Genomic DNA, 23,595 nt, shown 5'->3' on the forward strand with positions numbered 1-23,595 from the left:
TCGCCGCGCGCAAACCCCGATGGAAATCAGTGCTTGGCTGAGGCGTTCCGGGCTCGAATTGTCACCGGCCGGTCCGGATCGAGGTTGGGGGAACGCCGGCAATCTGCATCGGCGGATTTCCACCCCGGCCGCGGCCCGTGGGGGTCGGCGGGGGGGCTCCCGTCGTCTGAAGCTGCGGGATTCCGCTTCCTTCAATCGACTTGTTGAAAGCAGGCAGCTCCTTCTCGATCAGGGCGGTATACAGTCCCTTCGCAGTCTGAATCTGCTTTTCGAAGTCGGTCACCAGCGCCTTGGCCTGGTCCGTCGGGCCGTAGTCCGCGATGCCGGCGACATCGCCGCCGCCGGGGCCGATCACCTGATAGGTCCAGATCAGGTTGAGGTAGAGCTTGTACTGCTCGACGTAGTACTTGTCGTCGCTGAGCGCTTCCGACCTCGAAATAAAATGCGTGTACTCGATGTCCTGCATCTTCTTGTCGAACGCGTCCAGGTTTTTGATCAGAGCGTCCTTTCCGCTCTGGCCCGCGAGCGACTTGCGCGCGTTCTCGATCTGCCGGCGCAGCCACTCGATGGTGTTGGTCATGTCGGCGACCGCGCTGATGTCGTCGCGAACGCGCAGCTGCAGCTTGACCGCCTCCTGAACTTCGGCTTCCGTGCCGTGGGCGTCAGGCGGCAGCAGAATCTGGAGAGGCTGGGTGTAGGACTGGCCGTCCACGGTCAGGCGCACGCTGTATTTCCCCGGAGCGGCGGTCGGACCCGGAACCTGGCCCACGCCCCAGTGCGTGATCGGCCGTGTCTGCGCACCCTGGAACCGCGGCTCTTCCCAGATGTGCGGGTTTTCCGGAGGCGTCGTCCTGAGCGCAATCAACCGCGCACCCTCTTCGTAGCGCAGATCCCAGAACACGCGGTTCAGCCCCGGGCGCCCCGCGGCCTGCGGGATCCTGCGGATGACATTTCCAGCCGCATCGAGGATTTCGAGCTGCGGCGCATTGCCCGGCGCGGCCTTCAACACGTAACTGAGTTGCGCGCGACCACCGCGCCCCTGCCGGTAGGCAGGACGAGGAGCGACGAACTGCACGGCCGGCGCGGAGACGGCCCCCTCCATCGCCCCCTGCTCGAGCGGTGTGATGTCTTCCAGAATGTAGAGTCCGCGGCCGTAGGTGGAAACCACGAGATCGTGGGCCTGTTTCTGCACCACGATCCAGGAGACCGAAGCCGGCGGCAGCCCCTCCTTGAACTGTTTCCAATTGGCGCCGTCATCCAGTGAATAGTAGAGCGCGTGACCGGTGCCGGCGAACAGCATCCCTTTGCGGTTGGGATTCTCGGCGATCACGCGGGCATAGTCGAGCGGGTGTCCCTTGGGAAGATTGCCGGTGACCTTTGTCCAGGTCTGGCCGAAGTCGGTTGTCTTGTAGAGCCAGGGATCGCGATTGTCCATCAGGTGAAAATCGACCGCGATGTAGGCCGTGGCGGCGTCAAAGTGCGACGGTTCGATCTTGGAGATCGTGCCCATGGGGGGCAGGCCTTTGATGTTTTGCGTGACGTCATTCCACCGCCCGCCGCCATCCCTCGTGTTCCAGACTTTGCCGTCGTTGGTGCCGGCCCAGATCAACCCCTTCTGGATCTGCGAAGGCGCGATCGCGAACACGACCTCGCCGTAGAACTGGCCGAGATTGTCTCCCACGATTCCTCCCGAGGAGACGATGTACTTGGGGTTCTGGGTGGAGAGATCCGGGCTGATGACGGACCAGGTTGTGCCTTGATTGGAGGTCTTGAAGATGACCTGGGCGCCGAAGTAGACCGTGTTGTGGTCGAACGGATCGATGGCCAGAGGCGGAGTCCAGTGCGCGCGATACTTGAGCTTATTCGGCTCCGAATCGAGCGTGTGCATCCATGGGCTCACGGAACGGGCCAGTTTGGTCCGGTAATCATAGATGGTCACTTCGTTGCCGTAGCAGGAAGCCCAGATGATGTTGGTGTTGGTAAGGTCCGGAAGCGTGAAGCCGGATTCGCAACCACCGAGGCCGTGATCCCAGACTCCACCGCCGGCGCCGCCGCGGCCGCCGCCACCGCCCATTCCTCCACCACCGCCGCCTCCCCCCGCGCCGCCCGGCGGAGTCGGAGCGGCTTCCGGCGTTGTGCTGAGGCCGCGCATGGTGCCGTCATCCTGCATGTTGCTGTAAATCCGGTAGGGAACGTCGTTGTCCACGGCTACGTGATACATCTGCCCGATCGGAAGGCTTACACGCGTGCTGGTCTTGCCGTGATCGTTGGTGACGTTCATGCCGCCGTCGTGGGTGACGATGATGCGGTCGGCATTGGTGGGGTCGATCCAGATGTCATGGTTGTCGCCGCCGCCGATGCCGCGCCCCGATCCGAAGGATTTGCCGCCGTCCGTTGAAAGCCAGAAACTGCTGTTGGAGATCAGCACTTCATCCGGATTGGCAGGAGAAACCGCGATGCGGATGTAGTAGCCGGCGCGCCCGATCAGCGCGCGCTGCCAGCTGCCGACGGCCCAGTTCTCGCCCCCGTCATCGGAGCGCCAGAGGGAACCCTGGTCGGCGGTCTGAATCAGCGCATACATGCGCCTGGAGTCCTTGGCCGCGATCGCCACGTCGATCTTGCCGACCGGAGGCTTGGGCAGGCCGTGACCCTCGATGCGGCTCCATTTGGAACCGCCGTCGCGCGAGATGTAGACGCCGCTGCCCGGGCCGCCGCTGAACATGGCGTAGGTATGCATCTCCACCTGCCACATCCCGGCGACCAGCACCTGGGGATTGTTGGGATCCATAGCGAGGCCGGAGCAGCCGGTGTTCGGATCGGCGAAGAGCACCCGCTGCCAGTTCTTGCCGCCGTCGGTGGTGCGATAGACGCCGCGTTCCTGCTGCGGGCCGGTGACACGGCCGAGCGCGGCGACAAAGACGATGTCGGGATTGGTGGGGTGGATGATGATGCGGCCGATGCGCCCGGTCTCATCGAGACCCATGTGCGTCCAGGTCTTTCCGGCATCGGTGGACTTATAGACCCCGTCTCCCATCATGTCGCTGTCGCGAATGGCCCAGGCTTCTCCCGTTCCGGCCCAGACGACATTGTGATCGGACGAGGATACCGCCAAGGCACCGATCGCGGCGACCGGCTGATCATCGAAAATGGGTGTCCAGGTCCTGGCCCCGTCCGTGGATTTCCAGATGCCCCCCGAAGCCGCGCCGGCGTAATAGGTGTTCAGGTCTCCCGGAACGCCCGAGGCTGCGGCAATGCGATTTCCTACCGCCGGTCCCATGAAGCGGAAGCGCAAGCCCTCCGGCGTGCCACCCCCGGCGCCTGGGAATCCCCGCTGCGCGGATCCCGGCGCGCTCCACAACAGCACGATGCCAAGCAAACCCAATAACAGGTTCCGACGCCAACGATGGTACGACTCCATGGTTCCTCCTCGTGTGTGGTAATCGGATGAAGCCCCGTCGCCGCCCTGCAACGCCCAGCCTCAGGCATGAGCTGGAAAGGCTCCCAGGGCATCGTCACAGGAGCTGCCTCTCACCCAATTTTTGGGCAAGTCTGGACTCGCCCTCCGCGAATGTCAAGAGATCATAAAGCAAGGAGTAATAGATGCGGCAGGATTTGAAGCCGCGGCCTGCGTGGTTGTGTCTGCGGTTTATCGATAAGGGCCGCTCATCCCCCCTCACCTCTTTGATGAACGGCCCCATCGTGTTGAATGCAGCCCCGAGAGTATTGCTTTAGGCGCTGAAGCGGAACTCGGATGATCCCCAGTATTTTAAGAAAATCTTCCTAGGTAGGGTGAACTGGGATTGAAAACCGACACCCATCACGGCCCTGATTGGCATGCGCGCTGGAGAAATTGTGGGAGAGTAGTGGTACGCCCAGCAGGACTCGAACCTGCGACCCTCTGCTTAGAAGGAACGCAAGCCGTCAATCCTGGGGTGGTACGAGCGGCGCTTTTCCATCGGCGGATACGACACGTCTGTTTCTCCAGACCACCTTGCCTGCCTTCTTTTGTATGCTCTCCTGGGTGAAACGGTCGATCCGCTTCAGTGAGATCGTGTCAGAGTCAGCACCGCCTGTAAGGGGGTAGCCTTTTCCATCGAGGTTGGCGGAGAACTGAGAGAGAGTTGGTTTTCCTGCAGCATCGAGTCCCTTCGAGGTGTACGTGATCCGGTCTCCAAAAACTTCAATCGTGCGCGTCTGGCTCCTGGGTGTCAGACCCGAGGCGAACTTTGATTTGGCCAACAGGATCGCAATAACCGTCTGAGCGGTTCGCGCATCAAGCCTCCGGCTTTGCGGAGATCACCGACTCTGCTCGACCGCGAGGATGGTGAAATCCCTCCAATCAGGATGCCCACGACCATCAGTGCAATCAAGGCGGCGATTGCGATTGGATCACTGTTTGACCTTCTACTTCGTGCGGACGCTGGCGGGTTCGATTCAGATTGTGCTTGTCGTTCTCGGCTTTGGTTTTCTCCTCCACTTCATGCTGGACTTCCCGAAGCCAAAGGCGTTCCTCAACAAGAAGCACGCTCTCAAGATCATTTACGGACCCGCTGTTCTTATCGCACTCTATTTGTTGCTCCTCATCATCGTCCAGCCGCGGGCGACGAGCGGCCTGAACCAGGTCAGCAACATCTTGGTGGGGCTCTTTATTGTGGTGTACTTCGGCTGGGCAACGATCGCCATGATTCAAACTTACGCGAAGGCCACCTCGCAGGAGCGCTTCGACTACGGCCTCAACATGATGCTGGCTGGGGTCATCGTGGGGTTTTTGCCCGTTACGATTTCGGCGCTCGTCGGCATCTTCGCGCCGAAACTGATTTTGCCCGGTAGCGACTTTTACTTCCTCACGCTGATACTGATCCCGATTGCCCTGGCGTGGGCAGTACTACATCAGAAACCAGCGGCCAAGGTGGCGAGCGCTCAGGCGTAGTCTTGCTGTGCCTCTCGCGACTTTCTTCATGGCCCGTTGGGGATAGCCGAAGTTAGCTGGATTTTTATGCTTGGGCTTTCGGCTCCGAGGGATGGCTCAGCTTGCGAGAGGGGGTGATTATATCAACTTCCACCGTCTCTCGGATCCCTTGACGTCATCATAACTCATGACGATGCCCAGGACGCAGGATTTTGGCACACTTCTGGCAGTCGGTACTGGCGGCCTCCGCTTCTGTTGGGTAGCTGGGGCGATTCCCATAATTTTTTTATTTTTTGGGGTCACACTAGAGGAGGCAAACATGCTTCCGGTTCGCCACGCCACGTGATACGACAATTCGACACCGCTACCTTGAACGGCGACGCGCACCTCAATTCCTGAATCCTCATGCGCCTTTGGCTGGACTGTTCGACATGGGATCTCACACACCGACGCCGCGCATGTGACCGCAGACGAGGGGCTGCCATCTCCCTTTCGCGCAGGAGCACAATCCCTTATAATGACCCCACCCGAAGTATCACACCTGACGTGCCGTACCTGAGGCCCACATGCCCGAGATCGGCCAGACCGTTTCGCATTACAGGATTCTCCAGAAACTGGGCGAAGGAGGCATGGGCGTGGTCTACCGCGCCCTCGACACGCGGCTCAACCGCGAAGTTGCCATCAAACTGCTTGCGCCGGACCTGGCCGGCGATCGGAAATTCCGAGAACGTTTCGACCGAGAGGCCAAGGTCATCTCCAGCCTCGACCACCCGCACATCTGTGCGCTGCACGACGTAGGCGAACACGAAGGCGTCCACTTCCTCGTCATGCAGTACCTGGAGGGGGAGACCCTGGCCGAGCGCCTGAAGCGCGGGCCACTGCCGCTCGATCAGGCGCTCCGGCATGCCATCGAGATCGCCGAGGCACTCGACGCAGCTCACCGGAAGGGCATCGTGCATCGCGATCTCAAGCCGGGCAACGTCATGCTGACGAAGGCGGGCGCCAAGCTCCTTGATTTCGGGCTTGCCAAGGCGGCCCCGGCGGCCGGTGGGACGGCGGCAACGATGCTGCCGACGGCCGAGGCGCCGATCACGGCGGAAGGGACGGTGCTGGGAACATTCCAGTACATGGCGCCGGAACAGCTGGAAGCCGGCGAGACCGACGCCCGCACCGACATCTTCGCGCTCGGTGCGATGCTTTACGAGATGGTCACGGGCAAACGGGCTTTTGAGGGAAAGAGCCAGGCGAGCCTGATCGCCGCCATTCTGGAGCACGATCCGGCGCCGGTCATGTCGCTTCAGCCGACGGCGCCTGCGGCGCTCGACCGCCTGATTCATCAGTGCCTCGCCAAATCTCCTGACCAGCGCCGCCAATCGGCGCACGACTTGGCTGTGGAGCTCAAGTGGATCAAGGAAACCAGAGGCCAGGCGGATGTGGTTGAATTGCCGCCAAAGCCGGCTTGGTTGCGCAAGGTGTCGATGGGTGCTGCTTTGCTGGTATTGGGCGCGTTGGGCGCGATCCTGGTGATGCAGCTGTTCACAGGCGCAGCCGCGCGGGCGCCGGATCATATCGTGCGCGCGGCGATAAATCTCGCCCCTGGGGACGCAGTTGCTAAACCCGGGAATTACCCCTTAGTTGCCATCTCTCCCGATGGCACCAAGATCGTTTTCGAGGGCCTCCACGCAGGCACAGAGCAACTCTTTATAAGGGGTGTCGACGAAGAAACGCCCAGGCCGATCCCAGGCACCGAGGGAGGGAAATGCCCATTCTTTTCACCTGACAACCGTTGGCTTGGATTCTGGGCCGGAGGCATGATTCGGAAAATGGACCTCAGCAGCAATGCATCCCAGGCGATCACAGCTGTGCAGCAACTGCGCAGTGCGCTCTGGACAGTCGATGATACCATCATCTTTCCTCCATTGTTCTTCACGGGTCTCGCTCAGGCTTCTGCCATTCCCGGCGCATGGGAAATGCTGACCCAGCCAAACACCGAGCAGAAAGAGAAGAGCCACAGGTTTCCGGCGATGCTGCCAGGGGGCAAGGAGATACTCTTCACCATTCTTCCAGGCGACGTCACGTCGCACGACGATGCACTGATCGCAGTGCTCTCACTTAAAACGAGGCAATGGAAGGTAGTACTCCGAGGCGGCCGATGCCCGCGATATGCGCCGACGGGCCACCTTGTCTACGCGCGGTTTGGTTCCATTTGGGCTGCGCCATTCGACCTTGGCAGCCTCAAGGTTACGGGTGAATCCGTCGTGATTGTGAATGACGTTTCCATGTCATCCGGTGTCGGCGCTGCACACTTCGACTTCTCATCCAATGGATCACTGGTCTATGTGCCGGCAATTAAGGATCCCCTTCCCTCCAGGATCGTTCTGGTGGATCGCCGGGGCAATGTCGAAACGCTTTACGAATCAAACGAACATCCGAATTTCGTCAGCGCCAGCTCCGACGGAACCAGACTTGCGCTTGAAATGGCCAATGCAAATGAGGCTATCTGGCTCTATGATATCCGCCGCAAGATGCCGACTAAGTTGAGTAACGTTTTCGGCGATGCTCTTCAGCCCGCTTGGACTCCCGACAATGCATGGGTCACGTTTGCCACCGTCCTTCCCCCGGGCTTGATCTCTGTGGCGGCAGACTTCAGCGGCAAGGAAGCCAGGTTATTTACTGCTGCGCTCAAGGATCAGTCTGCGGCTGGCATGATCCGCTTACCTTCCTGGTCAAGAGATGGCAGGCATGTAGCGTTCGATAAGTGGAGCATAGGGACACGCACTGATGTTGTGTACCTTACGGTTGGCGGTGATCCCAATCCGGTTGCTTTCTTGAAAACCCCCGCAGACGAAACTAATGCACGATTTTCGCCGGCCGGCCCATGGCTGGCTTATGAATCGGATGAAAATAAACCGGGGAGATCCGAGATCTATGTGACGGCCTTCCCCAACAAGGGGGGAAGGGTGCAGATATCCACCGGCGGCGGAACCTACCCGCGCTGGTCGCGCGACGGTCGCGAGCTGTTTTACCGGCAGGGCAACAAAGTCATGGCGGTGCCTCTGGAGATCGGCTCGACAATCATTCCCGGGAAGCCGCAAATGATCACCGACGGCCCATACGAGCTAGCCTATGACGTCATGCCGGATGGCCGGCTGGTGCTGATCCAGAATCCGGAAATCCCACCGACGACACATCTGAAGCTGGTCCTCAACTGGTTCGAGGAACTCAAGCGCCTCGTCCCCGCCGGAAAGAAGTAAGCACGCTTGAACCGCACCAGCGGAACCGTTGCTCCTCGTCAGCAAGACGCTCTCCCATTGCGGAGCCTTAGCATGTTCCTGGGCTATGGTGGCCACGGAGGAACTGTCGGATATGGGATTGGTCATGGAGCATGCCTTGAGGGGATTTGGACCCGCCTAAGTTATTGAAAATATTGGTACGCCCAGCAGGACTCGAACCTGCGACCCTCTGCTTAGAAGGCAGATGCTCTATCCATCTGAGCTATGGGCGCACATAGTTTGTTTTCAAAGAGTTAGCGGAACCGTAGGATACCATGATTCCGCCCGTGGTGTCCATATGGTATCCATCACTTTGCAGCGCAACCTCTGAATCACGCTGTTGTGACTGGTCCGAATTGGTGTCCACAAAGATGCCGGACCGGGCCAAGCTTCAGCGCCAAAACGATCGGCATCGGCGAGCGCACATTGAAATTTCCGCTCAAATCATGTGCCGGATAGTTGGATAGGTAGCGGCCTGCCGGTCGCAGGAGCCTGATTCATGGGAGTAGTCTACCCATTCCATTTTCTGTCGTCCATCCCCCGGAGAAAAATCTGCCGGGGAATTGCCCTTTCATGATCGCTGAAGCGGCATTCACCGTCTGCGAGAATCTTGAAACCTATGTCCCCCGCAATCCCGAAGCGACGGTTCTTTACGGCGTTGTTTCGGGCCATCTGGAAACCTTTCTGGCCCGGCAAGGGCAGCGCGACCGGGTGGTGCCGCGCTTCGTGGAACAGTAACTGCGCGCATTTCTTGACTGCGGTATTTTGGCCCGAGGTTTTTTGCGGGTTCACTGCGATGCCTGCAGACTGGATCGGATTGTCCCTTATTCCTGCAAGCGCAGGGGCTTTTGTCCATCGTGTGGGGGGCGACGCATGGCAGATGCGGCGGCGCATCTGGTGGATCACGTTTTTCCCGAAGTGCCGGTCGGGCAGTGGGTGCTTTCTCTCCCGTTTGCCCTGCGCTATCGTCTCGCTTACGACTCATCCCTGATGAGAGACGTATTGCAGATTTTTGTACGCACCATCTTTGCCTCGATCCGCCGCAGGGCGGGCATGTCTGCCTCGAACCGTCAGGCTCGCTGCGGCGCCGTCGCCTTCATTCAACACTTCAGCGATGCGCTTAACCTTGACCCGCATCCGAATTCGAAGGCAAGGATAGGGCACCAGAATCCACATGTCTGAGAAAGCGTTTAACCACCCCGGATGAACCATGTTCTGAGGAGATGCATCTCAAAACATGAGACATTTCTAAACGTTCGAGGAGAAGACTATGCGAATTCGCCCTGAGCGCCGCCATAGAGTGTATTTGCTCGGCTTTCTGCTTTTTGCATCTTCGACCGTGGCTCAGATAAAACGATATCACCCCGATATCCAGAACATCGGCAAGCGCGATCTCACCCCGAATATTTGGGGAGTGTTCCCTGTCAGTTCGGAGCGTGAGAATGCCTTGGGAGCGGAACTGTCAAAGCAATTCGAAACAACAGTAAAGTTGCTCAACGACACACTTGTCGCCGATTACGTGACTCGCCTTGGCGGCAAACTCGTTCAGCACTCGGACGCAAAATCCGCCGTCGAATTCAAAATTATCGATTCCGAGCAGGCCGACTTTACAGTCCTTCCGGCAGGACACATTTTTGTGAACACCGGCCTGATTGTTGGGGCCTCCCACGAGGCCGAGCTTGCCGCCGTACTATCGAACGCAATCGCTCACGTCGCCGCACGCCATGTGATGCGAGAGCTGTCAGAGGCACAGATACTTCAACTCCCGGCAATCCCGGGGGTAGCAACGGCATGGCACTGGTCCAGGCTGGAACGCCAGCGAAATCTCGAATTGCCGGGGATAAATCTCGAATTGGAGGGGATCAAATCAACGCACGAAAAAGAGGCCGATCAGCTGGCGATCCAGTATCTCTGGAACACCGGCTATGATCCCGCTGCGTACATCACGGTACTCGAGAAGCTGGCGCCGCAGAAGCTGCCACCGCTGCAGTTGAAAATTCAGGATCGCCTCCGGTCAGCAATGGTGGGGCAGCAAAGCCTTCCTGACAAGCTCCCCTATCTAATGAATTCACCGGAATTTGACGCGGTAAAATCGCACCTTCTCAAGCGTCAGTAGGAAAATCCAAACATCGGTAGCGGACATTGCTTCATTATTTTGGCGGACGCGGAAGAACGCTGCCTTCGGACGCGGCAGAAAGAGCATTTGTCAGTGTGCGGGAGCCGGCGTTCTTCGGCGTCCTACCCTGCGCTTTTCATCAGAGTCCAAATCCGTTTCATGAACAATGCGGAACGCCAACTCAGTGCGAGCGGGAGTGTGGCTTCATCGTCGACTTCGGAGGAGGCATTGGCTCCTTTCCCATTGATGACCGATACACGGATCGGACCTTCCTGAACAGGCCTCTGATCAGTCGTGGCAGTATTTCCCAAAAAAGTTGGATCAGCAGGTCAATCACACAAGGCTCCAGATTTCGATCACTGCGATTATAGAACAGCTAATTCTACTGCCGTTTTGATCTGCAAATAGGTGTGCGTGTGCTCAAATGACTGACCGGGGATGCTAATCTGCCCTGCACCAAGAGGTAGGTGAGCCAGAAAACTGGATCCGGGAACACAGGTTGGCTATAAAATGCTGCTTAGCTGGGGCCGAAGCCCCGAAGTTCAATTGTCTTTTATCGGAAGCTGGACAAGTGGACTGAAGCGGCGCAACCCGCGAAGGAACCGCCGCAAAAGGCAGCCAATTTTACCTATCCTTCAGCGCGGACGGCAGCTGACCTGCCACTTCTTTGTTGACATTCGAAGTGTTCTGCTTCTAATATACATAGTATGGCTATGCAAAGAGAATCAAAGTCAGCCCGGACCGAAATCCATCCCGGCACGCTTTACATGCTGATCCTCAAGACTCTGGCGCGCGGTCCGCTGCACGGATACGCGATCGCCCAGCATATCAAATGCACGTCCGCGGACGTGCTCAAGGTCGAGGAAGGCTCGCTCTACCCGGCCCTGCAGCGGATGCTCCTGAAAGGGTGGGTCACGGCTGAGTGGGTGGCGGCGGGGCCGAAGCGCCGGGCGCGTGTGTATCGCCTTACCGCGGCGGGCCGCAAACAGCTGGCCGCCGAGATTTCCGACTTCACGCGGGTGCTGCAGGCCATCGTGCGTGTGATCGAACCCGCCTGAGAGGAGCCGCTCATGGAAAGGCTGCGCGAATTCTTGCGGAGGATGTCGGTCCTGTTGCACCTGGAGAGGTTTGATCGCGAGCTCGAGGAGGAAATGCGCTTCCACGTCGAGCTGCAGGCCGCGGAAAATCGCGAGGACGGCATGGATGCTGAAGACGCCCGACAGGCCGCCGTGCGCCGGTTCGGAAATGCTGCGCTTCTGAAGGAAACCAGCCGGCAGGTGTGGCGCTGGTCCTGGATCGAAGCGCTGGGACGTGATGTGTCTTTTGCGCTGCGGCTCATGCACCGCGGCCCGCTGTTTGCAGTCGTAACGGTCCTGACTCTGGCCTTGGGACTCGGCGCAAATATGGCCATCTTCACGATGGTTTACCACGTGGTTTTGCGCCCTGTCCGCTACCGCGACCCCGACCGTCTGATGGACATTCACCTGATCATGACTGAACAGCGGCGCGGCACAATCCCGATGTCTTGGTCTTATCCGAAGCTCGAAGAACTGCGCCAGTGGACTCAGAGCTTCGAATCCGTAGCCGCCTGGCAGTCGCGGGACATGACCCTCGGCGGGATCGAGCGTCCGGAACGGTTGACGGGAGCCATTGTCTCGGCGCGCTACTTCCGGATCATTGGCGCGGATGCTGCCCGTGGACGGCTTTTTTCGGACGACGAGGACACCCTCAAATGGCAGCGCCCCGTAATGCTCATATCCGACGGACTCTGGCACCGCGACTTCGGCGGGGACCCAGGAGCGGTGGGGCGCACCGTGCGTCTGGACGAAACGCCCTTTACGATCGTGGGTGTGCTGCCGGCGGGATTCCTCGGCGAGAGCGGCGTCACGGATGTCTGGGTGCCTATGGCAGCTTATCTGATGCGTTATCCGCAGGCGCCCACTGCACGCAATGCTCACAACCTGAACGCAATCGGTCGTCTCAAGGCGGGTGTAAGCCCGCAACAGGCAAATGAAGAGGTGCGTCGGCTCGTGGCCCGGATGGAACGTGAGCACCCGAGCGTCATGGACGACACCACATGGTCTGGTGGGGCGCGGACTATGACGGACGCGCTGGTCGATCCGCTGGTCCGGAACGCACTCTGGATTCTGCAGGCTGCGACCGCGGCGCTTCTGTTGATCGCGTGCCTGAATCTTGCCGGCCTGCTGCTGGGCCGCAGCGTGGCGCGCCGCCGCGAGATCGCGATCCGGCTGGCGCTGGGAGTGAGCCGGCGCGCTTTGATGAGGCAGTTGCTGGTGGAACCGGTCATGCTCGCGGTCCTGGGAGGCGCGGCCGGCCTGCTGTTTGCGCGCTGGGGAGCGTCATGGCTCGGGCGTACGCTGCCGGCAACGGAGTCTTCCGTCTGGTTCACTACCATGCGCGCGATTCGTCCGGAGACCCTCGGCTTCGAACTGCCGCTGATAGTGCTGTTCACGCTTGTTTCGCTGATCACAGGACTTCTGTTTGGATTCCTGCCTGCGTGGCGCGCCGTGCATTGGGACGTGAATGATGTACTCAAGAGCGGAGGCGCGACCACGGGGAACCCGCCTCACCTGCGGATGCGAAACGTGCTTGTGATCGCCCAAACCGTGATCACGCTTGTCATGCTGACCGGCGCGGGCCTGATGACCCGGAATCTGGCGGCGCGGCTGGCGACGGACGTGGGCGCCGAGACCCGCGGCATCGTTACGATCCGGGTCGCGACCCCGCGACGCTATCGGCAGGCAGAGAGTCTCGCCTTTTATGAGGAGCTAAGGCGGCGCGCTGCCGCGCTTCCCAGGGCTGAGGCCGCGGCAATATCGAACAGCATTCCTCTAAACGATAGCGGCTTCTCAGTGACTGGTATTAGGATCCCGGGTGTGCGTGGTGACTTTGAAGCTGGGATCCATTCGGTTTCACCCGAATTCTTTACGCTCTTTCGCATTCCGCTCCTGAAGGGAAGGTCGTTTACCGACCAGGATCGCGCCGGCAGCCCTCTGGTTGTGCTCCTCAATGAGACGGCTGCCCGACAGTTCTTTCCGATCGATAATCCCATCGGCCGGCATATCGCCTACCCGCAAATGATCCTGCACCAGGCGGAGATCATCGGGGTGGTCGGCGACGTCAAGTATGATGTTCCGGAAAAACCGGTGATGGCAGATGTCTATCTCTCGATGATGCAGAGCGCCGAGGGCGGGATGCTGGCGGTGAGAACCACCGGCGACCCGCTTGCGCTTGTGCCCGCGCTGCGCGCGCACGTGCGCGCTTTGGATCCCGAACTGCCCATCTACGATGCCATGACGATGGGCGAGCGCCTGGCTTCCGCGACCTGGCGTGCGCGCCTGGGCACCGTGCTTCTGAGCGCGATGTCGGCTCTGGCGCTTCTGCTCGCGGCGATCGGGATCTACGGTGTGTTTACCTACCGCGTCGCCGCCCGCACCCGCGACATCGGCCTCCGGTTGGCGCTTGGCGCCGGCCGCCGGGATATTCTGCGCATGATTCTGCGTGAAGGCGTTTTCTTGTGCGCCATCTCATTGGCCTTGGGATTGCCGGCTGCCCTGGCCCTCTCGCGCCTTCTAACGCGCCAGCTCTACGGCGTGACGCCTTACGATCCGCTCACATTTCTTTTTGTGGCCGTGCTCCTTGCCGTTCTCGCTTTGACGGCAACCTACCTTCCTGCGCGCCGCGCCACGAGAATCGATCCCATGGAGATTCTGCGGCATGAGTGAGTGCTGAGTGCGAGACTGGATCAGGGGAAGAGTTACACCACTTAAAGCTCGAAACGGTAACATCAGGTGCAGCCGACGACCGGCGCAAGAATGATGGTGTAGGGTCCGAATGCATGGGTGACCGCGCCAGTCGCAGCTGACCATTACGTTAGGCGCCACGCTCAGGGGACTATTATGAAGAACGTCGACTTGCACGCACCAGAAGACCGTGACGGCACGATATCCCGATATCGAGAAGGGCCGACATTACTCGAACGTGCTGTGAGGGGTTTGGGGGACGCCGATTTGGATGCGATGCCATCGGAAGGCGGCTGGACGATTCGACAGTCCGTTCATCATGTTGTCGATGGGGATGACATTTGGAAGATGTGCATCAAAATGGCGATCGGCAATGAACAGAGTGAGTTTTCATTGGGATGGTACTCGGCGCAACCACAGGAAATATGGGGAGATCGTTGGGCGTACAGCCAGCGATCAGTTGATGCTTCGTTGTCTTTGTTCAAGGCCATCAGGAACCATATCCTGCAACTGCTGGGAAACGTGCCAGACGCGTGGAATCGTTCTGTGGCTGTACGTACGCGAGACGGGGAGATCGAGCGAGTTCCAGTGGGGTTTGTGATCAAGATGCAGGCGGACCATGTGTTCCATCATATCGACCGAATCCATGGGATCTTACGGGATCGGCGTGGCGCCTAACAAGCGCATGCAGCTGACGCGCTGCGGCGTCACGCGGCTTGCGGGGCAACCCGCGCACCGCCTCGCGTGCAGCTGATGCGCAGACGTTAGACCGATTGACGAAGGAGAGCATGCACAGTTCTGAGGCTAGGACCTGGTTGGAGAACGAAGACCGGGAGGGCCGTGAGGATCGTCTTTCGCGGCTCGACTGGCTCGCCGGTTTGATGCAGGAGGGCAACTATCTCACCTTCCCAGGCGGCTGGATGGCGAAGCATCTGTTCGAGGAAGGTCGGTACAGCTTCGTGTACGGTCAGTTTCTTGCAGCGATCGTGCTCGGCATGGCCTACGTCGAGCACACGCTTGCGGCGCTGCTCTACGGTGCCGGGCGATCCGACTTAGAACGGGCAAACATCTCAGTGCTTCTCCGCGAGGCGGTAAAGCTCGGATGGCTCAGCGAAGCTGAGTTCAAGAACCTCGAGAATGCGAGGGCCCTCCGCAACCCGGAGGCACACTTCCGCCAGCCGCTGAGCGGTGACACCATGGAGTATCGGTCGGTAACACTCAACGAGCCACCATACTCGATCCTCGAAGAGGACGCGCGTCATGTCATGCAGGTTGTTTGCCGCCTGCTCGCAAGACAGACGGTCTAACAGCGCGCTGGAGCAGACCGCCGGCTCTCGCATGCGCTCGCCGCGGCTGCTCACTGCGAGCGTTAGAGGTCTAAGCCCCCTTCGTCACCTGGTAGAAAGAGCCATATTAACGTATGGCTTTTTACCCCGATCCGTGCTAGTCTAATCAAGTGCCAAAGACCAAGTTCGAGTGGAATCCGAAGAAGGATCGGGAGAATCAGAAAAAGCATGGCATCTCTTTTGCCAGTGCCCAGTTTGCCTTTACCGATCCGCACCGTGTAATCGCAGAAGATCTGTCCCATAGTTCAAGTGAGAAACGATACTACTGCTTTGGCTGGGTTCGAGGCGGGATTCTGACGGTCCGGTTTACGCATCGTGGCGACATAATCCGGATTTTCGGAGCCGGGTATTGGCGGAAGGGGAAGGTGATCTATGAACGAGAAAATCAGGTACACGAATGAACCTTTGGGAGATTTGAAAGTGATTCCTGACTTCCTTCCTCGCCCTGAGGATTTGGTCATGCGGGATGAAGGAATCAAGGTTACAATCTCCTTAAGCAAACGAAGCGTCGATTTCTTTAAGAGTGAGGCGAGGAAATACAACACGCAATACCAAAGGATGATTCGTCGACTTCTCGATGCTTATGCGGAACGTTACTCGCGACCTCTAACCAAACGCTCCAGCGGATCCGCAAAAAGTGCGGACCGCTGAGCGTTGGCGTTGGGCCAATTAGTGAATCGGCATGGGCACAAAGGACTATGAACTCCAAATTAATCGTCGATTCCGCGACAACGGCGGTGATCCAGTTCATAATACTGGCTGGTCTGCCATTCCTCGGATATTTCATTTACCAGAGGCGGCAATACTATCGTTCGTTCTCCGACACTCTGAAAAGAGCCGGCCTGCAACGTTGCCCCGGCCGATATCTAGCCTATAGCATTGCGTTCGCAGTGGTGGGAGTCATCATTGGCGTGAGCTGGCCACCGCCGCCGGAGCCATTGACGCGTCGAGGGTCAATGTATCGCGAGTTTGCGGGACTCGGCCTCACCATGCGCGCCATCGTGGCGGCGATCCTATACGGAGCCGTGCAGACGGGCTTGACCGAGGAAATCCTGTTTCGCGGGTTGATCGCCGGGCGCCTCTCGCGGCGGCTTCCGATCGCATGGGCGAACTTTTGGCAGGCGGTTATCTTTTTTCTCCCACACTGCTTGATACTGCTTGTAGCGCCGGAAATGTGGGGGCCGCTGCCCCTCGTGTTCGCCGTTATGCTTTTTTGGCTGGGTGCGGATCAAGTCCGGTTCGATCATTGGACCGTGGCTGATGCATGCGTCCGGGAACGTGGCGATGGCCTTGAGCGTTGCCATTCGCACCGCGGCTTGATCATGCAGGTGGCCCAACAAGGCGCTGCTGCAACAAGAGGTAGGTGAGCAAGAAAACTGGATCCGGGAACACAGGTTGGCTATAAAATGCTGCTTAGCTGGGGCCGAAGCCCCGAAGTTAACATGGCCCACGTATCGGAACCTGAAAGTGAGCACCCAGGAAAGCCGGAGGTCACCGACTCGGCAAGCTATTTTGACTATTCATCCATCAGGCAAATGTGATGAGTACTGTGTCCCCAGGCCTGACCTGGCGCCGCTCGGAACGAAGACCGCCAATGGCGCATCTGTCAAGGTCGAAAGTCGGCAGATCGTTGACGTTGGCCATGTTGATTTGGGCGCTGGCTGCAACGCCCCAGGCCGCCAAGTCCCAATTTGCTCCCCCCGGCGCACGCCCTTGGTCTGACAATTCGCCTTTGGTCTCAAAGATCACGTTTTCGCGAGACGGCAAGTTGGGAGCTCTGGTTTACAGACATGGGGTTACAGTATTGGATCTTGAGAATTGGCGGGAGAAGTGCTTGATTCACGCAGAGGGGGTCACCGCACTCGCCTTCACCCACGACGGTGCCGAACTGGCAATCGCTGCGAAAGATGCCAATGCCAATTCACCGATCGGCGAGCCCTCTCGGTCTGTTGAGATTCAGATCGTTGATGTGCGCACTGGCGCCGTAAAGAAAAAAGTCCCAGACGTCAGAGTCACAAACGTCATGGAAATGGCGTTCACGTCCGCGGGAACGTTGTTTGCAGTGGTAACAAACACTGACCCCGTTCTGGCCGGGCGGTACTATCTTCCCCAACTCGACGGATTGTTTCTCTGGGATGTGGTTGCCGGCAAACTGACTCCCCTGTTGACCGGAGACCAGGCGCCAACGGTCATGTATCGCCTCGCCGAGTTCACTCCCGACGGCGAAGCTTTCGTCTTGTCGCTTGGCAATGGACGCAAGGATGAGATCTGGATGTATTCTACCGCCGCCCCTTCCGTCGCTCACAAGATTGCAGGTTTGGCAGACTATTGGGGCTCTCCCTTCAGCATCGCAGCTCTGGCATTTTCCGACGACGGAAGGATGTTAGCATATTGCGCCAGTCAATTTGGTCGTGCTGGTCGCGGGATCGGTGCCGATGTAATTGGGATTTACGACCTTGCCAAGAGGAAGGATGTGCGAAGAATCCAAAACTTCCCAGCTAACGGGATGTCCCTCGTGTTTCTGGCCAATGGAAGGCTTGCGGCGATTCCCTCGATTCCATCGCAGGCACGGATGCAGTTGAGCGACTTTCCGTCCGCTATGCCAGCGCAGGGAATGCAGGCCCTCCGCGCTGTTACGATCTGGAACCCGGCGAACGGGAAAGTCGAGCAGAGAATGGATCTCCCGAGCGACACTACCGTAAACCTGCTCCTCCCGAAACAAAATGCTCTGGCCTCAATGGCCGGCGGCACGTGGTCATTTCGGGACCTGCAGTCTGCCGAAGTCAAGGCCAGCATCGCGGCTGCGGGTCCCCAGTGCCTTCCGGCCGGCGCTGCACTGCTGAACCAGGAAATGCAAAAGGCTCGGCAGTCGTTCAGCATACATAGAATCCTGGCCGTGTCATTCTTCCCCGGCGAGCCCGGCGTGCTTATGGGCGTCAACGATGACGGCGTAGCCTATTTCTGGAACATGGCAACGGGAAATGAGCTGCGAAGGGACCGGTTTGCGTCTTTCGAAGACTGTATAGCCATATCGGAGAACGGCCGGACTGTCGCCGTGGCCGGAGGGGATGGGAATTCGGTTTTTGCTTTGGAGGATAACGGCAGCCTGAGAAGGATTCCATCGACGGGCCTCGATCGTCGGGCAGGCGCCCTCGCGGCGTCACCGGGCGGAGAAATGCTGGCGTTCGGCGAAACGGATGGGACGATCGTCATCTGGGATGTGACAAAACGTGCGGTAGTCCGGCAATGGAAGGGCCACGGCGGGGCGGTGCGCTCACTGGCGTTTTCCCGCGATGGCACGATGTTGGCAAGCAGCGCAAATGACATGACGGTGAATTTATGGAGCGTGGGTACAGGCGCCTCGGTGCAATCCTTGGAGGCGCGCAAGAAGAAGGTAAATGCAGTGACCTTCGCGGCGGGCCCGAATGCGCTCCTTGCGAGTGGCGGGGATGACTCGAAAATCACTTTATGGGATGTGAAAAACCGAAAGAGCGTAAGAACGCTTGACGGGCATCAGGGTCCGGTACGCAGCATCTCCTTCTCGCCCGACGGCTCGATTCTCATCAGCGGGGCTGATGACGGCTTGATCGTGTGGGATGTCAAGACGGGCAAAAGGATCAAGGTCCTGTTGGGAAACTCGGCGGAATGGCCCGGAGGCCGCGGCGCAACGATAGGGAAGCCGGCGGTCCCCGGAGGCAATTACATCACCATCATGTCCATCCGTTTTTCGACCGACGGCAAACTTGTTGCCTGCGGAGGGACCAACAACACGGCTATGGTCTGGGACACCAAAACCTGGGGAAAAAGGGTGTTCAAGCCAACGCTTCCAGCAGGCCCCGGCCGCCGGATGAAGCCTGAAGTTTCCTTGCCCGCCGGGCGCCATAGGGCATTCGGCGGCGACCTGCCGAGTGCACAATTATTGTGCTATACTTTTTATGTGCAAGGGAGGATCTCATGAGCAAGAACGTCACATTGCGCCTGGATGATGCTGTCTTGCGCAAGGCAAGACACGCCGCGGTCGAACAGGACCAGTCCCTGTCGGAATGGGTGGCAGGTCTTGTCACCCGCGCCACCTCCGAAACGGATCGCAATCAGAGTGCCCGGGCCAGCGCTCTCCTTCGAATGCGCAAGGGCTTGCATCTGGGCGGCACGCCTCTATCGAGGGAAGATGCCCATGGGCGTTGATCAGATCTTTGTCGACACCAACATCCTCGTGTACGCATACGACATCGACGCCGGCGAGAAACACCAAATCGCCAGGGACAAGATATCCGCCCTTTGGCACCGTGATCTCCTACCGAGCATCAGCGTCCAGGTTCTGCAGGAATTCTATGTGAATCTCATCCGGAAGAAGATTGCCGCACCAGTTGCCCGTGAGACGGTGACCAACTACCTCGAGTGGGGTGTGATCGACAACGACCGTTTCCTCTTCATCGAAGGGCTCCGGTGGAAGGAGAAGTGGAACCTGTCTCATTGGGATGCTTTGATTCTTGCCGCGGCAAGGAAGGCCAAGGCGAAAGCGGTATGGAGCGAAGACCTGATCTCCGGCCACGAATACGATGGCATCGTGGTGGTAAACCCGCTGATTAAGTAGATGACTACTGCTTTGAACAACCACGGTGGGGAGCGTGGCTGGACTCAGCTTTTGCTCAAGCCATGCAGCAGGCTCTGCAAGTTGAGGGTCTGCAAATAGGTGTGCGTGTGCTCAAATGACTGACCGGGGATGCTAATCTGCCCTGCAACAAGAGGTAGGTGAGCCAGAAGTAGAGCGAGAGACTGATGCTCGGACGCGGAGCTGAGGCGGATCCCCGGGCTCGACCATCGGCCCCCATACCGATACGCTCCTTCCCCGTCAAACGGCGCCCGGCCGTACCTCTTGCGAAGCACCGGTGAGCCCGTCCCATATTTGTCGGAACCACACCTGATAGTTTTCGGTCGATATCACGCTTAATATGCGCGTTTCAACACTCGGCGTTCGGTACCCTCCCGGCTTTCGCTCCATCAGAATATATTCGATGTCGTTCTTGATGACGGCGTTCGGCTCGTACGGCTTTCCGAGGAAGCTTGAACCGTTTTCGACTTCGTAGACTGCATTCGCTTGGTTGAAACTATTCCGGCATTCCGGTGGGACTACGGAAACAGCTGAACTTCGCACGAGTTATGCCATCAGCGACAGTGACCGGTTTTGTTGTCCCGATTGTACTGAAACCTTTTGTGATCTTCGTAGTGGTGCGGCAAAAGAAAATCCTCAAGGCGTGATCCCAAACGAGTACAGCGCAGCGTGGTGATCATCCTGTGTAGCCACACAGGCCGGCGCGCGGAGACAGGGTGCCGCTTCTGCAAAATGAAGAATCCCAGTTCGATCTTGTATTTTGTAGATACGATACTCCACCTCGATCGGGTTATAGTCTTCACATGAACCGATTGGCGGCGCGGTCTAGGTAGTCACTGGACTGTGATCAGGATGAGGGAAACATGCGTGACGACCCGGCTCGCGAAAAGACTGGCTTCGGGCTCTACCTTTGCCTGGCGATTGTATTTGCGCTCGCACTGCTCGCGCAGGTCACATTCACGGTGGACGTAGTCCGCGATCTGGCGAACGATTATCCCCGAATCCCAATATCTCTCGGCCGCCCCTGGCCTACAATCACGGAGATTACTCCATCAGCCTCCGATGCCGGATTGCGCAAGGGCGATCGGGTGGTGACGATCGATGGCTTTGCGCCCTCGGGCTTGAAGGGTTTGCCCACATTAATTCGCAGCAAGAAACCGGGTGATGCGCTGACCATAGTCGTGGAGCGCGCCGGGGAAGTTTCGGAACATCGGGTAATACTCAAACCGATCGGGCAGGAGGGCTCGCATCTGGCCTTGCTCTACGCCGTCGTGGTCTGGATCGCACTTCCGTGGTTTTGCCTGACGGTGGGATTCTGGGTCGCCGCCGTTCGGATTTGCGATGCACGCGCCTGGATGGTGATGGGGATTCTGGTGGGCATGAGCCAACTGGCGCACTCCAACCTGCTCGATCCGCTCGGTTGGGGATCCTGGGGTGTGGTAACGGAAGCATTCAGCGAAATATCCAGTTATCTGTGGGCATTGTGCATGATGCTTTTCGGCATGTACTTCCCCGATCGCTGGCGATTCGATCAGCGATGGCCGTGGGTGAAATGGACGCTGACTGCCTCGACTGCCGCGCTCATGATTTGGAGTTCGATCACGACGATCGGGTACGGAGTGGCTTTCGCAGCGACAGACAACCTGCTCGGCTCCGTGACCTTGCCGGATTCGATCTCCTTCGTCGTGCTGATGGTAGTGATGTCGTTCTTCTTCATCGGGCTCAGGGACAAGTACCGGGATGCGTCACAGCCCCCAGACGCGCGCCGGCGGCTCCGAGTGCTCTACTTTGGCTGCAGCCTGGCGATGAGCCCGATGTTCGTGCTTTTCATCATCGACGCGGTCGTGTTTCGTCGGTCGCCGGGAAATACCGGTGGCACTTTGCTGGGCCTGGCGCTGGCATTCATGTTCCTGTTCCCGGTTACGCTGGCGTACGTCATCGTGGTGCAGCGTGCGCTCGATGTACGCGTGGTCATCCGGCAAGGCGTGCAGTACGCGCTCGCGCGGGGCGGAATCCGGATCATCACTGCCTGCCTGATCATTGCGATCATCATCATTTCGATCAGCCTGATGGAAGGCCCGCACGTCTCGAGAATGCAGAAAGTGGGATTCCTCGGGTTCAGCATCGTGCTGGTGCTGAGGCTTCGCGATCTGGCCGAGCGTCTCCGGCGGTGGGTGGACCGCAAGTTTTTCCGCGAAGCCTACGACGCGGAGCGCATTCTGGGAGATTTGAGTGAACAGGTCCGGACCATCCTGGACAAGAATGCACTCATGGAAACCGTAACGCGGAAACTGGCGGAGTCGCTGCACGTGGAGCGCATCCTGGTGATGCTGCAGGACGGACTGATTTTCCGCCCGGCGTATTCAGCCGGGTATGATGTCTTGCCTGAGATCGCCCTGCCATCGGATGCGGCGACAGTGGTCGAGATGCAGCGCACGCGCGAACCCGTTGCAGTCGACGGACGGAAAGGGGATCAAAGCGTAAGGGAACTGCAGCAGCTTGGGACGAAGCTCCTGTTGCCGCTGGCCACCAAGAAGGAATTGCTCGGCTTCATCAGCCTTGGGCCGAAGAAATCCGAAGAACCGTACTCGACCGGCGACAGGAACCTGCTGCGGACCGTGGCGGCTCAAACGGGTCTGGCACTGGAAAACAGCAGGCTTTCGGAGGCCATTGCTGCTGAAGTCACGCAGCGGGAATTGCTGAATCGAGAAATCGAGATTGCGCGCGAGGTGCAGGAACGCCTGTTCCCGCAAAATCTGCCGGCGGTGGCTGCGCTGGAGTATTCCGGGCACTGCCGGCCTGCGCGCGGCGTCGGCGGCGATTACTACGATTTTCTGCCGCTTCCGGGCGGACGCCTCGGCCTGGTAATCGGAGATGTGTCGGGCAAAGGCGTGCCGGCCGCACTGCTGATGGCGAGCCTACAGGCATCGGTGCGCGGGCAGTCGCAGGCCGTGCGGCTCGACGGACATCCGGATCTGGCCGGGCTGATGGAAAATGTCAATCGGCTGGTGTTCGATGCTTCGCCCGCGAACCGATACGCTACTTTCTTTTACGCGCAGTTTGAACCGACCAGGCGCCGTCTGACATACACAAATGGCGGGCACAATGCCCCCATGCTGCTCCGCGACGAAAGACTGATCCGGCTGGAAACCGGCGGCCCGCCGGTGGGGCTGTTTGCCGCCTCCCGATATGAGCAAGGCGAAATCGAATTGATGACCGGCGACCTGCTGGTTCTCTATACCGATGGGGTCAGCGAAGCCGAGAATCCGCAGGAAGCGGAGTGGGGTGAAGAGGCGCTGCTGGCCACGGTCAGATCATGCTCCCGCTTGCCACCGAGTGAAATAATCGGCCACGTTCTGGATACTGCGGACAAATTCGCGGCGGGTGCACCGCAGCACGATGACATGACGCTGGTGGTGGCGCGCGTGCTGCCGGCGTGACGTTGAGTAAGTGAGACGCGACCGACTATTCAGTGTCAAAACCACGCCCTTTGGCCGCGCGATCCTGGAATCGCGGGCGTCCCATCCGACTCCCTGATCTAATTCCACGGTCGAAATTGAAAAGAATTGTCGCGGT

General features: G+C 59.0%; 18 protein-coding genes and 1 tRNA gene. 16 read left to right on the plus strand and 3 right to left on the minus strand.

Annotated features, from left to right (window positions below; translation table 11 throughout):
- Window positions 1-61 precede the first annotated feature (61 nt).
- Both LAP85_22395 and LAP85_22400 read right to left on the minus strand, forming a co-directional pair.
- Window positions 62-3,418 carry a sialidase gene (locus tag LAP85_22395; GenBank protein ID MBZ5499158.1) on the minus strand — a complete coding sequence of 1,119 codons (3,357 nt, stop codon included), beginning with the start codon at window positions 3,416-3,418 and terminating at the stop codon, window positions 62-64.
- A 503-nt stretch (window positions 3,419-3,921) separates the two neighbouring features.
- Complete coding sequence (locus LAP85_22400; GenBank protein MBZ5499159.1) at window positions 3,922-4,239, minus strand: hypothetical protein; 318 nt, start codon at window positions 4,237-4,239, stop codon at window positions 3,922-3,924.
- A gap of 145 nt (window positions 4,240-4,384) precedes the next feature.
- Here LAP85_22400 and LAP85_22405 point away from each other — a divergent pair, with 145 nt between their 5' ends.
- On the plus strand, window positions 4,385-4,930 hold the full coding sequence (locus tag LAP85_22405) for a hypothetical protein (protein ID MBZ5499160.1): 546 nt from the start codon (window positions 4,385-4,387) through the stop codon (window positions 4,928-4,930).
- Between the two features lie 545 nt (window positions 4,931-5,475).
- Complete coding sequence (locus LAP85_22410; GenBank protein MBZ5499161.1) at window positions 5,476-8,163, plus strand: serine/threonine-protein kinase; 2,688 nt, start codon at window positions 5,476-5,478, stop codon at window positions 8,161-8,163.
- Between the two features lie 174 nt (window positions 8,164-8,337).
- On the opposite strand, the gene LAP85_22415 is transcribed toward LAP85_22410, so the two are convergent.
- A tRNA-Arg gene (locus LAP85_22415) sits at window positions 8,338-8,414 on the minus strand.
- A gap of 340 nt (window positions 8,415-8,754) precedes the next feature.
- Between LAP85_22415 and LAP85_22420 the strand changes: the two genes are divergently transcribed.
- The 14 genes from LAP85_22420 to LAP85_22485 all read left to right on the plus strand — a co-directional run bounded on the left by LAP85_22420 (window position 8,755) and on the right by LAP85_22485 (window position 23,459).
- Entirely contained in the window at window positions 8,755-8,919 is a 165-nt protein-coding gene (locus LAP85_22420; protein ID MBZ5499162.1) for a hypothetical protein, read from the plus strand.
- A gap of 27 nt (window positions 8,920-8,946) precedes the next feature.
- The gene (locus LAP85_22425; protein MBZ5499163.1) at window positions 8,947-9,363 is read left to right on the plus strand and encodes a transposase zinc-binding domain-containing protein; all 417 of its coding nucleotides are present in this window, start codon (window positions 8,947-8,949) and stop codon (window positions 9,361-9,363) included.
- A gap of 88 nt (window positions 9,364-9,451) precedes the next feature.
- Window positions 9,452-10,297 (plus strand): M48 family metalloprotease, encoded by an 846-nt coding sequence (locus LAP85_22430; GenBank protein MBZ5499164.1) that lies wholly within the window; start codon window positions 9,452-9,454, stop codon window positions 10,295-10,297.
- Between the two features lie 713 nt (window positions 10,298-11,010).
- On the plus strand, window positions 11,011-11,355 hold the full coding sequence (locus LAP85_22435; GenBank protein MBZ5499165.1) for a PadR family transcriptional regulator: 345 nt from the start codon (window positions 11,011-11,013) through the stop codon (window positions 11,353-11,355).
- A 12-nt stretch (window positions 11,356-11,367) separates the two neighbouring features.
- Window positions 11,368-14,043 (plus strand): ABC transporter permease, encoded by a 2,676-nt coding sequence (locus LAP85_22440; GenBank protein MBZ5499166.1) that lies wholly within the window; start codon window positions 11,368-11,370, stop codon window positions 14,041-14,043.
- A gap of 174 nt (window positions 14,044-14,217) precedes the next feature.
- Window positions 14,218-14,739: a DinB family protein gene (locus LAP85_22445; GenBank protein MBZ5499167.1), complete on the plus strand. Its 522-nt coding sequence runs from the start codon at window positions 14,218-14,220 to the stop codon at window positions 14,737-14,739.
- 110 nt (window positions 14,740-14,849) lie between these two features.
- Window positions 14,850-15,368, plus strand: a complete 519-nt coding sequence (locus tag LAP85_22450) for a hypothetical protein (protein MBZ5499168.1) — start codon at window positions 14,850-14,852, stop codon at window positions 15,366-15,368.
- A gap of 149 nt (window positions 15,369-15,517) precedes the next feature.
- On the plus strand, window positions 15,518-15,808 hold the full coding sequence (locus LAP85_22455; protein MBZ5499169.1) for a BrnT family toxin: 291 nt from the start codon (window positions 15,518-15,520) through the stop codon (window positions 15,806-15,808).
- Entirely contained in the window at window positions 15,780-16,058 is a 279-nt protein-coding gene (locus LAP85_22460) for a CopG family transcriptional regulator (GenBank protein MBZ5499170.1), read from the plus strand. The genes LAP85_22455 and LAP85_22460 overlap by 29 nt, the downstream gene beginning before the upstream one ends.
- A 47-nt stretch (window positions 16,059-16,105) precedes the next feature.
- On the plus strand, window positions 16,106-16,774 hold the full coding sequence (locus tag LAP85_22465; GenBank protein MBZ5499171.1) for a CPBP family intramembrane metalloprotease: 669 nt from the start codon (window positions 16,106-16,108) through the stop codon (window positions 16,772-16,774).
- A 467-nt stretch (window positions 16,775-17,241) separates the two neighbouring features.
- Window positions 17,242-19,365, plus strand: a complete 2,124-nt coding sequence (locus tag LAP85_22470) for a WD40 repeat domain-containing protein (protein MBZ5499172.1) — start codon at window positions 17,242-17,244, stop codon at window positions 19,363-19,365.
- Window positions 19,362-19,592 carry a DUF6364 family protein gene (locus tag LAP85_22475; protein MBZ5499173.1) on the plus strand — a complete coding sequence of 77 codons (231 nt, stop codon included), beginning with the start codon at window positions 19,362-19,364 and terminating at the stop codon, window positions 19,590-19,592. Before LAP85_22470 ends, LAP85_22475 begins: the two co-directional genes overlap by 4 nt.
- On the plus strand, window positions 19,582-20,001 hold the full coding sequence (locus LAP85_22480; protein ID MBZ5499174.1) for a PIN domain-containing protein: 420 nt from the start codon (window positions 19,582-19,584) through the stop codon (window positions 19,999-20,001). Before LAP85_22475 ends, LAP85_22480 begins: the two co-directional genes overlap by 11 nt.
- 881 nt (window positions 20,002-20,882) lie before the next feature.
- Window positions 20,883-23,459, plus strand: a complete 2,577-nt coding sequence (locus LAP85_22485) for a SpoIIE family protein phosphatase (protein ID MBZ5499175.1) — start codon at window positions 20,883-20,885, stop codon at window positions 23,457-23,459.
- Window positions 23,460-23,595 lie beyond the last annotated feature (136 nt).

Source organism: Terriglobia bacterium (assembly GCA_020072565.1).
Classification (GTDB): Bacteria; Acidobacteriota; UBA6911; order UBA6911; family UBA6911; genus JAFNAG01.

Bases quoted from the DNA above. Each gene is read 5' to 3' on its own strand.
- LAP85_22420 (MBZ5499162.1), top strand. From the start codon at position 8,755: ATGATCGCTGAAGCGGCATTCACCGTCTGCGAGAATCTTGAAACCTAT.
- LAP85_22435 (MBZ5499165.1), top strand. From the start codon at position 11,011: ATGCAAAGAGAATCAAAGTCAGCCCGGACCGAAATCCATCCCGGCACG.
- LAP85_22480 (MBZ5499174.1), top strand. From the start codon at position 19,582: ATGGGCGTTGATCAGATCTTTGTCGACACCAACATCCTCGTGTACGCA.
- LAP85_22460 (MBZ5499170.1), top strand. From the start codon at position 15,780: ATGAACGAGAAAATCAGGTACACGAATGAACCTTTGGGAGATTTGAAA.
- LAP85_22475 (MBZ5499173.1), top strand. From the start codon at position 19,362: ATGAGCAAGAACGTCACATTGCGCCTGGATGATGCTGTCTTGCGCAAG.
- LAP85_22465 (MBZ5499171.1), top strand. From the start codon at position 16,106: ATGAACTCCAAATTAATCGTCGATTCCGCGACAACGGCGGTGATCCAG.
- LAP85_22430 (MBZ5499164.1), top strand. From the start codon at position 9,452: ATGCGAATTCGCCCTGAGCGCCGCCATAGAGTGTATTTGCTCGGCTTT.
- LAP85_22445 (MBZ5499167.1), top strand. From the start codon at position 14,218: ATGAAGAACGTCGACTTGCACGCACCAGAAGACCGTGACGGCACGATA.
- LAP85_22440 (MBZ5499166.1), top strand. From the start codon at position 11,368: ATGGAAAGGCTGCGCGAATTCTTGCGGAGGATGTCGGTCCTGTTGCAC.
- LAP85_22450 (MBZ5499168.1), top strand. From the start codon at position 14,850: ATGCACAGTTCTGAGGCTAGGACCTGGTTGGAGAACGAAGACCGGGAG.
- LAP85_22485 (MBZ5499175.1), top strand. From the start codon at position 20,883: ATGCGTGACGACCCGGCTCGCGAAAAGACTGGCTTCGGGCTCTACCTT.
- LAP85_22410 (MBZ5499161.1), top strand. From the start codon at position 5,476: ATGCCCGAGATCGGCCAGACCGTTTCGCATTACAGGATTCTCCAGAAA.
- LAP85_22395 (MBZ5499158.1), bottom strand. From the start codon at position 3,418: ATGGAGTCGTACCATCGTTGGCGTCGGAACCTGTTATTGGGTTTGCTT.